Here is a 14,543-nt window from a genome sequence, read left to right on the forward strand (position 1 = left end):
CCGCTCGAGCCGCTGGCCGGACGACCGTCCTGCGCCACCTGGGTGGCGCGTCCGGGCACACCTACTCCTGGAAGACCCGCTCCTCGATGAGCTGCTCCTCGACCACGCGACCGGCCGGCTCGAACCGGCCCTGGTCGAACCGCTTCTGGAACTCCAGCTCGAGGTGGTCGGCGCCGTTGCGGTTCTTCTCGATCGACATGACGACCCAGTGGCGGAACCGCTCGGCGTTACCCAGGTGGTAGACGAGGTGGTGCTTGGCGACGATGTCGTACTTGTCATTGAGGATCAGCACGACGTCGGCCTCGTAGGCGAGGGCCGACGAGCCACGCAGGTCGTTGACCCGCATCCGCCGGCCGGCCACCAGGCTGGACTTGTCGGCGGCGACGATCGCCAGGACCGGGACGCCCAGCTCGAGCGCCATGTCCTTGAGCCGCTCGACGACGATGGAGACTCGCTCCTCCTCGCCCATGACCCCGGCCACCGGGACCTTCTGGAGGTAGTCGACCAGGACCAGTGGGGGGCGTCCGTCGGTCTCGATGATCTCGGCAACGGCGGCACGGATCTCATCGAGCGTGGTGTGCATCCCACTCGAGGTGTGCACGTGCAGTCGTTGGCCGTAGCTCTCGAGGGCCTCGACGGCCTCCATGCCGCCGACGGTCTCACCGAAGCGCTCGCGCATCGACTTCGTGCGGCTGTGCCTGGCTTCGAAGCCGGCCCTGATCTTGTTCAGACCGACGGCGTCGGTGCCGGCGATGGCTCCCGCCTCGATCGCGATGAGCCGCTCCAAGATGCTGTGGGCGTCGTGCTCGTAGGAGAAGAGGACCGCGCTGCGGTTGGCCGCGACGGCGTTGCGCAGCATCTGCAGTGCCATCGCCGTCTTGCCCAGTCCCTGCGGCCCACCGAGAAGGACCAGCTCGCCCGAGCGGAAGCCACCGGTCAGGGCCACGTCGAGGGCGTCGAAGCCCGTGGGCCAGACGCGTGCTCCGGCGGTCTGGCCCAGCCGCAGCTTCTCGTCCGTCTCGAGGAGGACGTCGGCGAGCGATCGCAGTCGGCCGACGTTGCGCGACTGCACTGGCGGTTCGCCGGTGATGGACAGGACGCTTGCTCCCGCTGGTTCAGCGCTGGTCATGCGACAGATTGAACCGTCGATGTGCCTCCGGTGGAAACGGTTCGGTGAACTTTGGCACCGAACGGATGACCCCAGTTCAGCCCTTAAGGGGCAATCCCGACATAGGTGGTCTCGAGGTACTCCTCGATGCCCTCGAAGCCACCCTCCCGGCCGAAGCCGGAAGCCTTGACGCCGCCGAAGGGGGCTGCCGGATTGGAGATGATCCCCTGGTTGATGCCGATCATCCCGTACTCCAGCGCCTCACTGACCCGGATCACCCGTCCGAGGTCGTTCGTGTAGACGTACGAGGCGAGGCCGAACTCGGTGCTGTTGGCCTTGGTGATGGCCTCGGCCTCGGTACGGAAGGTGGCGATCGGGGCCACGGGCCCGAAGATCTCCTCCTTCATCATCCGAGCCGTCATGGGCACCCCGCTGATCACGGTCGGCTCGAAGAAGTAGCCCCGGCCCTTGACCTGTCCTCCGCCGGTCAGGACCGTGCCCCCCTTGGCCTTGGCGTCCTCGACCAGCTCGCTGACTCCGTCGCGCGCCTTGGCATCGATCAGCGGACCGACGTCGACGCCCTTCTTGGTGCCCTTGCCGAGGGTCAGGCCGGCCATCCGCGCGGCGAACTTCTTCGCGAACTCGTCAGCCACACCCTCGTGGACGAAGAAACGGTTGGCCGCCGTGCACGCCTCACCGATGTTGCGCATCTTGGCGAGCATCGCGCCATCGACGGCCCGGTCGAGGTCGGCGTCCTCGAAGACGATGAACGGGGCGTTGCCGCCGAGCTCCATGGAGACCCTGAGCAGCTGTTCGGCCGACTGCTCGACCAGCCTGCGACCGATCCCGGTTGAGCCGGTGAAGGTGAGCTTGCGCAGCCTGGGGTCGCGGATGAGGGGTTCCATCACGTCACCCGTGTGGGACGTCGTGACGACGTTGAGGACACCGGCGGGCAGCCCGCATTCGCGCAGCAGGTCCGCCAGGGCGAGCATGGTCAGCGGGGTCTGGCTGGCCGGCTTGACGACCATGGTGCAGCCGGCAGCGATGGCCGGCCCGATCTTGCGCGTGCCCATCGCCAGCGGGAAGTTCCACGGGGTGATCATCAGGGTCGGCCCGACGGGCTTCTTCATCGTGAGCAGCCGGGTCGCGCCGTTGGGAGCCGTCGACCAGCGACCGTGGATGCGAACGGCCTCCTCGGAGAACCAGCGGAAGAACTCGGCGCCGTAGGTCACCTCTCCGCGCGACTCGGCAAGCGTCTTGCCCATCTCGAGGGTCATCAGCGTGGCGAAGTCCTCGGCGCGCTCGGTGATCCGTTCGAACGCGGCACGCAGGATCTCGCCCCGGTCGCGCGGAGGCGTCTTGGCCCAGTCCCCTTGCGCCGCAACGGCTGCATCGAGGGCCGCCTTGCCGTCGGCCACCGTGGCGTCGGCCACGTGGGCGAGCGTGGCACCGCTCGAGGGGTCCTCGACGGCAAGGGTGCCGCCGCCCGTGGCGTCGCGCCACGCGCCGCCGATGAACAGTCCCTTGGGAACCGAGTCGATGAGGGTCTTCTGGGTGGTGGCCATCAGCCGTGGTCCTCCGGTACGTGGTCGTGCGTGGCGTGGGTGTGGTGGTGCTGCGGGATGTGCCCCTCGGGAATGGCTCCGTTGCGCCCGGCGAGCAGCGGTTGCGAGGGGTCCCAGCGAGTTCCCTCCCGCTCGTCCTGCCGCTTGCGCGCGATCGCCGAAAGGGCTTCGAGGACAACGCGGTTCGCGAGCGCAGCGGTGATGTCGGCGTGGTCGTAGGGCGGGCTCACCTCGACGATGTCGACACCGACGACCGGCAGCTCGAGACAGATCCGGCGCACGGCGTCGAGCAGCTGTCGGGCCGAGAGCCCACCGGGCTCCGGGGTGCCGGTGCCCGGCGCATGGCCCGGGTCGCAGACGTCGATGTCCACCGACAGGAAGACACCGTCGCAGTCGTCCGTGGCGATGGTGAACGCCTCGGTGAGGACCTCGTCGAGCCCCCGGTGCACGATTTCGGTCATCTCGAACGACCGCATCTCCTGACCGGCCATCCAGTCGAGGGTCTCCGGCGGGGGCCAGTAGCCCCGCAGCCCGACCTGGAGGAACCGGTCGCCTCGCAGCGCACCGGACTCGATCAGCCGGCGCATGGGCTGGCCGTGCCCCCACAGGGAGCCGAACTCGATGTCACCGGTGTCGGCGTGCGCGTCGAAGTGGATCATCGAGATGCGGCCGTGGCCGAGGACGTTGGCGACACCCTTGGCGTCCGGGAAGGCGATCGAGTGGTCGCCCCCCAGGACGACGGGTATGGCGCCCGCTCGCGTGACGCGCTCGACCGCGGCCTCGAGCTTGGGCAGGGACCGCTCGATGTCGCCGGAGTACATCTCGACGTCGCCCGCGTCGACGACCCGGAGGTCGACGAGGCCGTCGGTCCGCAGCGCCAGGGAGGGGCGCGACCCGTCGTGCGGAAGGTAGTCGGTCATCCGGATGGCCTGGGGTCCGAAGCGCGTTCCGGGCCGGTGTGAGGTGCCCCCGTCGAAGGGCGCACCGAGGATCACGACGTCCGCATCGGCATACGTGCTCTCGTCTTCGAGGTCGCAGCGGTCCACGCCGAGGAAGGTGAAGTCGGGGCCGTACTGCTGCCCGTATCGCGTCATGATTCGACCCTAGTGCCGTTTCGAGGTCATGGTCTCAGCGGTCTTCCTGGCCCCAGGGCGAGCCGTACCCGCCGGGCTTCGGCGCCGCCAGGAGCTCGAGGAACGGCACCGCGTCGAAGGCCTCGGGGCCGAGGACACCAGACCCGCTCCAGGTGCCGTTCGCCAACAGCTCCAGGGCCACCACCGGGTTGACGGCGGTCTGCCAGACGACGCACTGGGCGCCGTAGTCACGCATCGTCTCCTCGTTGTCCACCACGTGGTAGAGGTAGGTGCTGCGCGGCTGACCGTCCTTGCCGGTGCCCGTGACCCAGACCCCGGCGCAGGTCTTGCCCTTCATCCGCGGGCCGATGGTGGCGGGATCGGGCAGCACCGCGGCGACGACGTCGCGGGGCGACACCTGCACGCCCTTGACGCTGACGGGGTCGGTGCCGTCGAGGCCGAGCGTGTGCAGGGTGCGCAGGATGGTGATGAGCTCGTCACCGAGGCCGTACTTGAAGGTCACCCGCTGCGCGTCGAGCCAGCGGGGCATGAGGAGCACCTCCTCGTGCTCGACGTGGACGCACTCCACCGGCCCGATGCCCTCGGGGAACTCGAAGACCTCGGGCTCGCTGAACGCCGGCAGGGTGAAGAAGCCCGCTTCGACGTCTCCCCCGCCCACGTCGGCCCGCGAGCGCTCCCACACCACCGGCGGGTTGAGGCACTCCTCGATGATGGTCCACATCGAGAAGCTCGGCGCGAAGGTCTCGTTGCCGTCGTCGTCGAGGACCGCGAGGTTGGCGCCGTCACGAGTCCCGAGCTCGTCGATCGTCGAGAACAGGTGGTCGGACGCATAGCGCGCGAGGACGTCCGACAGCCCTGGCTCGACCCCGATCCCCAACAGGGCCAGCTGACCCGACTCCTCCCAGGCCCCCTGCATGGCGAACTGCTCGTCACCGAGCTTGACGCCGACCTTGGCGTAGGGCTCCTCGGGGTGGCGGCGGGACAGGCTCATCGCCATGTCGAGGTAGCCCGCACCTGCTGCGAGGGCGCCCCTGAAGATGGGCATGACGAACCGCGGGTCCACGGCGTTGAACACGTGCGTCGACCCGTGCTCGCGAGCCAGCGCGGCCACCGCGTCCTCATCCGACGCGTCGACCTGGGCCGCGACGAGCCGCTGCTCGCCGTCACGCCTGGCGCTCGCCGCCGCGACCGTGGCCTGAGCACGACCGAGGTCGTAGTCGGCCACGACGAAGGACTCGAAGAAGTCCCGTTCGACGGCGATGCGTGCGGCAGCGTCACCGACGCCGCCGGCGCCGATCATCAGGATGCGCATGGCGGATCAGGCTGCTTTCTGACGTCGGCTGGAGAGGAGCTGCCCGGTGATCACGAAGCCGAGGGCTGCCAGGAACATGACTGTCCCGATCACGTTGACCTGGACCGGGACGCCACGTTGGGCCGCACCCCAGACGAACATGGGGAAGGTGATCGAGCTGGGTGAGGCGTTGAAGTTGGTGATGATGTAGTCGTCGAAGCTGAGCGAGAAGGCCAGCAGCGCCCCGGCCGCGATGCCGGGCGCCGCCAGGGGCAGGGTCACCCGCAGGAACGTCTGGGCGGGTGTGGCACCCAGGTCGGCCGCAGCCTCCTCGAGCCGTGGGTCGAGCGTGGCTACCCTCGCCTTCACCGCAACCACCACGAACGAGACACAGAACATGATGTGCGCGATGAGGATCGCCGTCGCACCTGAGGGGATCCCCAGCATGAGGAACAGGGTCAGCAGGCTGGAGCCCATGACGACCTCGGGAGTGGCCATCGGGACGAAGATGAGCAGGTTCGTGGCCGCCCGCCCACGGAACCTGTAGCGGCCAAGGGCGAGGGCCACCATCGTGCCGAGCACGGTGGCGACCACCGATGCGGTCACGCCGATCCGCAGGCTGAGCCCCAGCGAGCTGCAGATCCCGGGCGACCCGCACGGGTTCGTCCACGCGTCCGTCGAGAAGCGTGCCCAGTTGTAGTTGAACTTGCCCACGGGGTCGTTGAAGGAGAACACCGCCACGACGACGTTGGGGATGAGCAGGTAGAGCAGCACGGCGAACGCCGCGAAGGCGACGAGGTGCCGGCGAATCCAGGCGAGGACGGCCATGTCAGACCAGCTCCTCGGTGCCGGCCTTGCGCACGTAGGCAGCCACCAGGGCGACGATGAGGATGAGCAGGATGAACGACAGCGCCGCAGCCAAGGGGTAGTCGAGCACCCGCAGGAACTGGCTGTCGATGACCTGGCCGATCATCACGGTCTGGGTGTTGCCGAGCAGCCGCGAGTTGATGAAGTCGCCCGCGGCCGGGATGAACGTGAGCAACGTGCCGGCGACGACCCCGGGTAGCGACAACGGCCACGTGACGCGCCGGAACGCCTCCCTCGGGGAGGCGTAGAGGTCGCCCGCCGCCTCGACGAGTCGACTGTCGAGACGTTCCAGCGACGCGTACAGGGGCAGGATCATGAAGGGAAGGAAGTTGTACGTGAGTCCGCAGATCACGGCGAACTTGGACGCCAGGAGGGTGTCGTTGTCGGTCAGGCCCACGGCCTGCAACAGGCTCGTGAAGCCCGTGTTCTGGGCCAGTGCCACCACCGGGCCGTCGTCGGACAGGATGTTGCGCCACGCCAGCGTGCGGATGAGGAAGCTCGTGAAGAACGGCGCGATCACGAGGACGAGCAGGATGTTCTTCCAGCGACCGGCCTTCTGGGCCATGAAGTACGCCAGCGGGTAGCCGAGCAACAGCGCGAGAATCGTCGCACTGCCGGCGTAGCCGACCGACCGCACCAGGTGCGGCCAGTAGCGCTCGAAGGCGTCGGCGTAGATGCCCACGTTGCCCGTGAACGTGTAGCCCTCGTCGACGTTGCCCTCCTGCAGCGACTGGGACCCCAGCGTGATCATGGGTGCGACGAAGAAGACCAGCAGGAACAACAGACCGGGGGCGAGCAGCGCGTAGGGAACCCAGCGACCCCGACGGACGGGCTTGTTGACGGGTGTCCCCGCGCCGATGGCAGCGACCTCGGCCACTACCCCTCCTCCTCGACGCCGGCATCAGCGGCCTGCGCCGCGTCGAGTGCGAACCCGTGTTCGGCCGCCCACGAGACGGTGACGTCGTCTCCTCGCCTCGCCCGACCCGACCCGTCGTTCTGCTGCACGACGGTGAGCTCCTGGCCCCACGGCATACGCACGAGATATTGCGTCGCCACACCCGAGAAGGAGACGTCGGTGACCGTGCCACTGAGGCGGTTGGGTCCTCCGTGCTCCCCCAGGCGGAGCTTCTCGGGCCGCACCCCGAGCCAGATGTCCTTGGTGCCCTCGGGCAGGTGGTCAGCAGCCACCGTGAGTGGCGTGTCGTATGCCGTGACCGGCACCTCCGCGCCCGTCGCACCACCCGTCACCGTGGCCTTGAGCAGGTTGGACTGGCCCAGGAAGTTGGCCACGAACGTCGACGCGGGACGCTCGTAGAGGGTGGCCGGGTCGCCGAGCTGCTCGATCCGCCCGGCGTTCATCACCGCGATGGTGTCGGCCATGGTCATGGCCTCTTCCTGGTCGTGGGTGACGTGGATGAAGGTCAGACCGACCTCCTGCTGGATCCGCTTGAGCTCGATCTGCATCTGGCGTCGCAGCTTGAGGTCGAGGGCGCCGAGGGGCTCGTCGAGCAGCAGCACGTCGGGACGGTTGACGACCGCACGGGCGAGCGCGACGCGCTGCTGCATGCCCCCGGACAGCTGCGCCGGCTTCTTGGTCGCGACCTCCCCGAGCTGGACGAGTTCGAGGACTTCCCTGGCCTTGGCCTTGGCGGCCTTGTCGCCCCGGCGCTTGAGCCCGAACTCGACGTTGTCGATCACGCTCATGTGGGGAAAGAGCGCGTAGGACTGGAACACCGTGTTGACATTGCGCTGGTGCGCCTTGGTGTCGGTGATGTCCGTGTCGCCGATGTGGATCCGCCCCCCGCTCGGGTGCTCGAGCCCGGCCACCATCCGCAACGTCGTCGTCTTGCCGCAGCCTGATGGGCCGAGCAGCGCGAAGAAGGAGCCCTGGGGGATCACGAGGTCCATGGGGTGGACCGCGGTGAAGGTGTCGAACTGCTTGGTCAGACCGGTCAGCCGCAGGTCCCCGGACGTCTCAGTCGCCATCAGCCCGTCGCCAGGTTGGTGAACATGCGGGTGTACTCGGACTCTTCCTTGGCGGTGAGGTCCCGGAACTTCTTCGCCTTGGACAAGGTCTCGGCCGAGGGGAAGATCAGCTGGTTGGCGCCCAGGCTCTTGTCGATCGCCACGACCGCGTCCTTGGTGCCGGTCACCGGCGAGATGTAGTTGACCCAGGCCTCGACCTCGCCCATCACCTTGGGGTCGTAGTAGTAGTTGATCAGCTGCTCGGCGTTCTTCTTGTGCTTGGCCATCGCGGGGATCACGAAGTTGTCCGACCACAGGGTGTATCCGGCGGCGGGGAGGGTCAGACCGAGCTCGGGGGCGTCGAGCCCGAGCGATGCCACGTCACCCGACCAGGCGACGCAGGCGGCGATGTCGCCGGCGCTGAGCCCGTCGGTGTACTCGTTGCCGGTGAACTTCTGGATCTGGCCCGCGTCCTTGGCCTTCTGGATCATGTCGATCGCGGCCTTGAAGTCGGCATCGGTGAAGTTCGACGGGTCCTTGCCCTGGTCGAGCAGGACGAGACCGACGGTGTCGCGCATCTCCGACAGCAGGGTGACCTTGCCCTTGAGCGACGGGTCCGTGAGCAGCTGGGTGATCGTCTCGATCTTCTTGCCACCCGTCGCCTTGGTGTTGTACCCGATGCAGGCGAAGCCGGCCTGCCAAGGCAGGGAGTACTTGCGGCCGGGGTCGAAGGACACGTCTTGGAAGGCTGCCTCGAGGTTCTTGGCGTTGGGGATGTTGGCCTTGTCGAGCGGCTGCACGTAACCCTGTCGGATCAGCCGGGCGACCATCCAGTCGGTGGAGCACCAGACGTCGCGACCGGTGTCCTGGCCGCCGGCGAGCAGAGGCCGGACCTTGGCGTAGAACTCGTCGTTGTCGTTGTAGTCCTCGGTGTAGTTGACCTTGATCCCCGTGGCCTTGGTGAAGGCATCGAGTGTCGGGCGGCTCTTCTCGTCGTCCGAGACGTCGATGTACTGCTGCCAGTTCGACCAGTTGATGACCTTTTCGGTGTCGGACATGTCCTGGGCCGCCTTGGCCGTGGGCGCGGTGGTGCTGCTGCCCGAGTTCGTGGCGGTCTTGCCCTTGGATCCGCAGGCTGCCAGGGCGGCGACCCCGAGACCGGCGGATCCCACCATGAGGGTGCGGCGGCTGAGCACGCCACGCAGGAACGCTGCCTGCATGGGGGTGACGGGGGTCTGTTCGTTCATCGATCTCTCCTGCGGGGTGGGGGCAGTCGGGGCGTTGGACCGCGTGACGCGGGTGGCTCAGCTGTCGATGTTGGCCATCACGTGCTTGATGCGCGTGTAGTCCTCGAAGCCGTACATGGACAGGTCCTTGCCGTAGCCGGACTTCTTGAACCCTCCGTGGGGCATCTCGGCGACGATCGGGATGTGCGTGTTGATCCAGACGCAGCCGAAGTCGAGGGCCTTGGACACCCGCATCGCCCGGCCGAAGTCCTTGGTCCAGACGCTGGAGGCCAGCCCGTAGTCGACTCCGTTGGCCCACCGCAGGGCCTCCGCCTCGTCAGTGAAGCGCTGGACGGTGATGACCGGACCGAAGATCTCGTCCTGGATGGCCTCGTCGTCCTGCTGCAGCCCCGAGAGCACGGTCGGCTCGAGGAAGAAGCCGTCACCCAGGCCGGACATCCGGTGGCCACCGGCGGCGACCGACGCGTGGTCGGGCAGTCGCGACAGGAACCCTTCGATGCGCTCGAGCTGGCCACGGTTGTTGACGGGGCCGAGCAGCGCGTCGTCGTTGTCCGGCAGACCGACCGTCGCCGAGTTCTTGGCGTACTCCCCCAGGGCCGCGACGAAGTCGTCGTGGATGTGCGGAGCGGCCAGCACCCGGGTCGCGGCCGTGCAGTCCTGACCGGCGTTGAAGTAGCCGGCGATGGCGATGCCCTCGACCGCTGCCTCGATGTCGGCGTCGTCGAAGACGATGACCGGTGCTTTGCCACCGAGCTCGAGGTGGACGCGCTTGAGATTGCGGCTGGCGCTCTCGGCGACCTGCATCCCGGCCCGCACGGAGCCGGTGATGGCGACGAGGGCGGGGGTCTTGTGCTCGACGACCGCGCGACCGGTGTCGCGGTCACCCGTGACGACGTTGAACGTGCCCGGCGGCAGGAACTCCGAGGCGATCTCGGCCATCAGCAGGGTCGTCTCGGGAGTGGTGTCGGACGGCTTGAGGACGATGGTGTTGCCGGCGGCCAGCGCAGGGCCGATCTTCCAGACGGCCATCATCATCGGGTAGTTCCAGGGGGTCACCTGGCCGACGACCCCGATCGGCTCGCGACGGACCCAGCTGGTGTGACCCTTCATGTACTCACCCGCGGCGCGGCCCTCGAGCACCCGAGCGGCGCCGGCGAAGAACCGCAGCTGGTCGACCATCGGCGGGATCTCCTCGCTCGCCGTCAGGGCGTGCGGCTTGCCCGTGTTCTCGGACTCGAGCTTGACGAACTCGTCGGACCGCTTCTCGATCGCGTCGGCGAACTTGAGCAGCGCCTGCTGCCGCTCGCTGGGGGTGGTCTGACCCCACTCCTCGAAGGCCTTGGCGGCCGAGGCGTAGGCGGCGTCGACATCGTCCGCGGTCGAGATGGGGGCAGTGGCGACCACCTGGGCGGTCACCGGGCTGACGATGTCGGAGGTCGCATCGGTGCGCGCCTCCACGAACTCGCCGTTGATGAAGTTGCGCAGGACACGGGGGCCCGCGGACGTGGCAGTCACTGATGCTCCAATGCGGATCGGCTACTGATTCCGGTGTGTGGCACTGTAGCCGCCTCACAGCGGATTTCAATAGGTTCTGGCCGTCAGAATGCGGAAATCGTCGCCGATTTGATGCAGTGGCGATCGATTCCGTCGTGTTGGGACTTGCGCGAAGCGGTTTCGAAGGACACCATGGCCACCGTGACCCGGCCCGCCAGCACCAGCACCGATGTGCGCCTCGACGATGTGTCGAAGGCGATCATCGAGCAGCTGCAGGTGGACGGTCGGCAGTCCTACGCGACGATCGCGAAGCGCGTGGGGCTGTCCGAGGCGGCGGTGCGCCAGCGCGTGCAGCGGCTCCTGGACCAGGAGGTCATGCAGATCGTCGCGGTCACCGATCCCCTGCAGGTGGGCTTCCGCCGGCAGGCCATGATCGGCATCCGCGTCGACGGTGACCTGCTACCGGTCGGCGACGCCCTCACCGCCATGTCGGAGGTGTCCTACGTCGTCACGACGGCAGGTTCCTTCGACCTGCTGGCCGAGGTCGTCTGCGAGGACGACGCCGAGCTGCTCGACCTGCTGACCCGGCGCATCCGCACCCTCCCCGGGGTGCAGACCACCGAGACGTTCGTCTACCTGAAACTCAACAAACAGCACTACAACTGGGGTACTCGATGACCACTGACCTGTCCATCTTCGAACCGTCCAGCGACACGCACACGCCGCTCGGCACGCTGCACAGCGAGGCCGCTCGCGACCACCTGTGGATGCACTTCACGCGCCACTCGGTCTTCGAGGACCGCAGCGAGGGCGGGATGGGCCACAGCGTCCCCATCATCACCCGCGGCGAGGGCCACAAGATCTGGGACGACCGCGGCAACGAGTACATCGACGGACTCGCCGGGCTCTTCGTCGTCCAGGTCGGCCACGGCCGCGAGGAGCTCGCCGAGGCGGCCGCCAAGCAGGCCAAGGAGCTCGCCTTCTTCCCGCTGTGGTCCTACGCCCACCCCCGCGCCATCGAGCTGGCCGAACGCCTGGCCGCCGGCGCCCCCGGTGACCTCAACCGGGTGTTCTTCACGACGGGTGGAGGCGAGGCCGTCGAGACGGCCTGGAAGCTGGCCAAGCAGTACTTCAAGCTGACCGGCAAGCCGACCAAGCACAAGGTCATCAGCCGCGCGGTCGCCTACCACGGCACCCCCCAGGGCGCCCTGTCCATCACCGGCATCCCCGCGGCCAAGGAGATGTTCGAGCCGCTCGTGCCAGGCGCCTTCAAGGTCCCCAACACCAACTCCTACCGCGCTCCGGAGCACCTGCGCGACGACGACAAGGCGTTCGGCCGCTGGGCCGCCGACCGGATCGCCGAGGCCATCGAGTTCGAGGGTCCCGACACCGTGGCCGCCGTGTTCCTCGAGCCGGTGCAGAACTCCGGAGGCTGCTTCCCGCCGCCGGCCGGCTACTTCGAGCGGGTCCGCGAGATCTGCGACGAGTACGACGTCCTGCTCGTCTCCGACGAGGTGATCTGCTCCTTCGGCCGCATCGGCTCGATGTTCGCCTGCGACGACTTCAACTACGTGCCCGACATCATCACGTGTGCCAAGGGCATGACCTCGGGCTACTCCCCCATCGGCGCGATGATCGCCAGCGACCGGCTCTTCGAGCCGTTCAAGAAGGGGACGACCTACTTCCCGCACGGCTACACCTTCGGCGGCCACCCGGTCAGCGCGGCAGTGGCGATGGCCAACCTCGACATCTTCGAGCGCGAGGGCCTGAACCAGCACGTGAAGGACAACGCCCCCAAGTTCAGGGCCACCCTCGAGAAGCTGCTCGACCTGCCGATCGTGGGCGACGTCCGCGGCGCCGGCTACTTCTACGGCATCGAGCTGGTCAAGGACAAGGAGACCCGCGAGACGTTCAACGACGCGGAGTCCGAGCGACTGCTGCGCGGCTACCTGTCCAAGGCGCTGTTCGACGCCGGCCTCTACTGCCGTGCCGACGACCGCGGCGACCCGGTCATCCAGCTCGCGCCGCCGCTGATCATCGGGCAGACCGAGTTCGACGACATCGAGTCGCGTCTCCGCTCGGTGCTCACCGGCGCCGAGAAGCACCTCTGACACGCGTCGACGCCCCGTGACCGAACCCCTGTGGTCGAGTGACGGACATGAGCAGGGCCCGTATGCCGCGTCGCCGGCACCCGGGCCCTCCTCACGTCCCGTCCCGCCCCGTGCGGACGTGGTCATCGTGGGCGGCGGTTTCACCGGGCTCTGGACGGCGCACTACCTGCTGCTGGCTGACCCCTCGCTCGACGTCCTGGTCCTCGAGGCCGAGCAGGTCGGCTTCGGTGCGAGCGGCCGCAACGGCGGTTGGGTGTCCGCGCTGTGGCCGGTCGGTCCCGAGACGCTGGCCCGCCGCAGGGGTCGCAGCGCCGCCCTGGCCATGCTGGAGGAGCTGCGACGCACGGTCGACGAGGTCGGCAGGGCAACGGAATCCGCGGCGATCGAGTGCGGATTCCGCAAGGGCGGCTCCCTCGCCCTGGCGCGGTCCGACGCCCAGGTCGTCAGGGCGCGGGCCGAGGTGGCCCACGCGGAGCAGTGGGGCACCGGCACCCGCTGGCTCGACGCCACCGAGGCGACCGAGCGGCTGGCCGCCAGTCGGGTCCAGGGCGCGACGTTCACCCCACACTGCGCCCGGGTGCACCCGCGGATGCTCGTCGACGGCCTGGCTGCGACAGTGCGGTCGCAGGGCGCCGAGCTCGTCGAGGGGGCGCGGGTCAGCACCATTGAGCCCGGCCGCGCGACGCTGTCCGACGGCGGTCATGTCGTGGCGCGCCACGTCATCCGGGCCACCGAGGCGTGGACGCCGCTGCTCTCCGGCGAGCGCCGCACCGTCGCCCCGGTCTACTCGCTCGTGGTCGCCACTGAACCACTGACGGCAGCGCGGTGGGAGTCGATCGGGCTCGCCGAGCGCGAGGTGTTCAGCGACCAGCGCCACGTGATCATCTACGGCCAGCGGACGGCCGACGACCGACTGGCGTTCGGCGGGCGAGGAGCGCCCTACCACTACGGCTCGCGCATCAGGCCCGAGTTCGACCACGAGCCCACCGTCTTCGCCGACCTGCGCGCGACCCTCACCGACCTCCTCCCCCAGCTGGAAGGCGTCCGCTTCACGCACGCCTGGGGTGGCCCGCTGGGGATCGCGCGCGACTGGCACCCCTCCGTGGGCCACGACCGGTCCACCGGCCTGGGCTGGGCAGGGGGCTACGTCGGGGACGGGGTCGCAGCCGCAAACCTCGCGGGACGCACCTTGGCCGACCTGGTGACTGGTCGGCCCACACCGCTCACCGAGCTGCCGTGGGTCGGGCACCGCAGCCGACGCTGGGAGCCCGAACCCCTGCGGTGGGCCGGCATCAACGCGGGTCTCAGGCTGGCTCACGCCGCCGACCTCGAGGAGGCGCGCACCGGCCGTCCGGCCCGGCTCGGCAGGCTGCTCAGCGCCCTCACCGGCCACTAGGGAAGACTCCACTCGTGTCGACCGCCCCCGCTGACCTGTCCCCCGCCGCCCTCGAGTTCGTCACGGCCCGACACCTGGCCACGCTCACGACGTTGCGCGCCGACGGGTCACCCCATGTGGTGCCGGTCGGATTCACTTGGGACAGCGCGGAACTCGTCGTTCGCGTGATCACCAGTGGCAGCAGTCGCAAGGCCCGCAACGCCGCCCTGGGAGGTCGCGCAGTCGTGTGCCAGGTGGACGGCCGGCACTGGCTCTCCTTCGAGGGGACGGCCCGGGTGCTCACCGACGCGGCAGCGGTGGCCGACGCGGTCGACCGCTATGCCGCCCGCTACCGCGTGCCACGGGAGAACCCCGAACGGGTCGTTGTCGAGATCGCCGTCGACCGCGTGCTCGGCAACGTCTAGC

13 protein-coding genes are annotated in these 14,543 nt (G+C 68.6%); 4 read left to right on the forward strand and 9 right to left on the reverse strand.

Annotation, left to right across the window (positions count from 1 at the left end; genetic code table 11):
- Positions 1–61: 61 nt before the first annotated feature.
- From AC1DWP_RS15705 to AC1DWP_RS15745, 9 genes are all read right to left on the reverse strand, one after another.
- A complete protein-coding gene (locus AC1DWP_RS15705; protein WP_477615427.1) occupies positions 62–1,129 on the reverse strand; it encodes a DnaB-like helicase C-terminal domain-containing protein in 1,068 nt (355 codons plus the stop codon).
- An 83-nt stretch (positions 1,130–1,212) separates the two neighbouring features.
- Complete coding sequence (locus tag AC1DWP_RS15710; protein WP_477615428.1) at positions 1,213–2,673, reverse strand: NAD-dependent succinate-semialdehyde dehydrogenase; 1,461 nt, start codon at positions 2,671–2,673, stop codon at positions 1,213–1,215.
- Positions 2,673–3,767, reverse strand: coding sequence for an agmatinase (gene speB / locus AC1DWP_RS15715; RefSeq protein ID WP_477615429.1), 1,095 nt, complete (start codon positions 3,765–3,767; stop codon positions 2,673–2,675). The genes AC1DWP_RS15710 and speB overlap by 1 nt, the downstream gene beginning before the upstream one ends.
- 34 nt (positions 3,768–3,801) lie before the next feature.
- Entirely contained in the window at positions 3,802–5,079 is a 1,278-nt protein-coding gene (locus AC1DWP_RS15720; RefSeq protein WP_477615430.1) for a saccharopine dehydrogenase family protein, read from the reverse strand.
- Positions 5,080–5,085: 6 nt separating this feature from the next.
- Positions 5,086–5,886, reverse strand: a complete 801-nt coding sequence (locus AC1DWP_RS15725; RefSeq protein WP_477615431.1) for an ABC transporter permease — start codon at positions 5,884–5,886, stop codon at positions 5,086–5,088.
- Position 5,887: 1 nt separating this feature from the next.
- Entirely contained in the window at positions 5,888–6,802 is a 915-nt protein-coding gene (locus AC1DWP_RS15730) for an ABC transporter permease (protein WP_477615432.1), read from the reverse strand.
- Positions 6,802–7,911 (reverse strand): ABC transporter ATP-binding protein, encoded by a 1,110-nt coding sequence (locus tag AC1DWP_RS15735; RefSeq protein ID WP_477615433.1) that lies wholly within the window; start codon positions 7,909–7,911, stop codon positions 6,802–6,804. Before AC1DWP_RS15735 ends, AC1DWP_RS15730 begins: the two co-directional genes overlap by 1 nt.
- Positions 7,911–9,137 carry a polyamine ABC transporter substrate-binding protein gene (locus AC1DWP_RS15740; protein ID WP_477615434.1) on the reverse strand — a complete coding sequence of 409 codons (1,227 nt, stop codon included), beginning with the start codon at positions 9,135–9,137 and terminating at the stop codon, positions 7,911–7,913. The genes AC1DWP_RS15735 and AC1DWP_RS15740 overlap by 1 nt, the downstream gene beginning before the upstream one ends.
- Before the next feature lie 57 nt (positions 9,138–9,194).
- Positions 9,195–10,652 carry a gamma-aminobutyraldehyde dehydrogenase gene (locus AC1DWP_RS15745; protein WP_477615435.1) on the reverse strand — a complete coding sequence of 486 codons (1,458 nt, stop codon included), beginning with the start codon at positions 10,650–10,652 and terminating at the stop codon, positions 9,195–9,197.
- Between the two features lie 171 nt (positions 10,653–10,823).
- Here AC1DWP_RS15745 and AC1DWP_RS15750 point away from each other — a divergent pair, with 171 nt between their 5' ends.
- Genes AC1DWP_RS15750 through AC1DWP_RS15765 form a run of 4 tightly spaced genes read left to right on the forward strand, consistent with a single transcriptional unit; the run spans position 10,824 to position 14,542 of the window.
- On the forward strand, positions 10,824–11,309 hold the full coding sequence (locus AC1DWP_RS15750) for an Lrp/AsnC family transcriptional regulator (protein ID WP_477615436.1): 486 nt from the start codon (positions 10,824–10,826) through the stop codon (positions 11,307–11,309).
- Positions 11,306–12,742: an aspartate aminotransferase family protein gene (locus AC1DWP_RS15755; RefSeq protein ID WP_477615437.1), complete on the forward strand. Its 1,437-nt coding sequence runs from the start codon at positions 11,306–11,308 to the stop codon at positions 12,740–12,742. Before AC1DWP_RS15750 ends, AC1DWP_RS15755 begins: the two co-directional genes overlap by 4 nt.
- Before the next feature lie 16 nt (positions 12,743–12,758).
- Positions 12,759–14,138 (forward strand): NAD(P)/FAD-dependent oxidoreductase, encoded by a 1,380-nt coding sequence (locus AC1DWP_RS15760; protein WP_477615438.1) that lies wholly within the window; start codon positions 12,759–12,761, stop codon positions 14,136–14,138.
- Positions 14,139–14,152: 14 nt separating this feature from the next.
- Entirely contained in the window at positions 14,153–14,542 is a 390-nt protein-coding gene (locus AC1DWP_RS15765) for a pyridoxamine 5'-phosphate oxidase family protein (RefSeq protein WP_477615439.1), read from the forward strand.
- The last annotated feature ends 1 nt before the right edge of the window (position 14,543 follow it).

The sequence above is a fragment of the Pedococcus sp. P2_F6 genome (assembly GCF_056403675.1).

What these genes read in the sequence shown, in the direction of transcription:
- AC1DWP_RS15705 (WP_477615427.1), bottom strand. Translation starts at nt 1,129, where the DNA reads ATGACCAGCGCTGAACCAGCGGGAGCAAGCGTCCTGTCCATCACCGGC.
- AC1DWP_RS15710 (WP_477615428.1), bottom strand. Translation starts at nt 2,673, where the DNA reads ATGGCCACCACCCAGAAGACCCTCATCGACTCGGTTCCCAAGGGACTG.
- speB (WP_477615429.1), bottom strand. Translation starts at nt 3,767, where the DNA reads ATGACGCGATACGGGCAGCAGTACGGCCCCGACTTCACCTTCCTCGGC.
- AC1DWP_RS15720 (WP_477615430.1), bottom strand. Translation starts at nt 5,079, where the DNA reads ATGCGCATCCTGATGATCGGCGCCGGCGGCGTCGGTGACGCTGCCGCA.
- AC1DWP_RS15725 (WP_477615431.1), bottom strand. Translation starts at nt 5,886, where the DNA reads ATGGCCGTCCTCGCCTGGATTCGCCGGCACCTCGTCGCCTTCGCGGCG.
- AC1DWP_RS15735 (WP_477615433.1), bottom strand. Translation starts at nt 7,911, where the DNA reads ATGGCGACTGAGACGTCCGGGGACCTGCGGCTGACCGGTCTGACCAAG.
- AC1DWP_RS15740 (WP_477615434.1), bottom strand. Translation starts at nt 9,137, where the DNA reads ATGAACGAACAGACCCCCGTCACCCCCATGCAGGCAGCGTTCCTGCGT.
- AC1DWP_RS15750 (WP_477615436.1), top strand. Translation starts at nt 10,824, where the DNA reads ATGGCCACCGTGACCCGGCCCGCCAGCACCAGCACCGATGTGCGCCTC.
- AC1DWP_RS15755 (WP_477615437.1), top strand. Translation starts at nt 11,306, where the DNA reads ATGACCACTGACCTGTCCATCTTCGAACCGTCCAGCGACACGCACACG.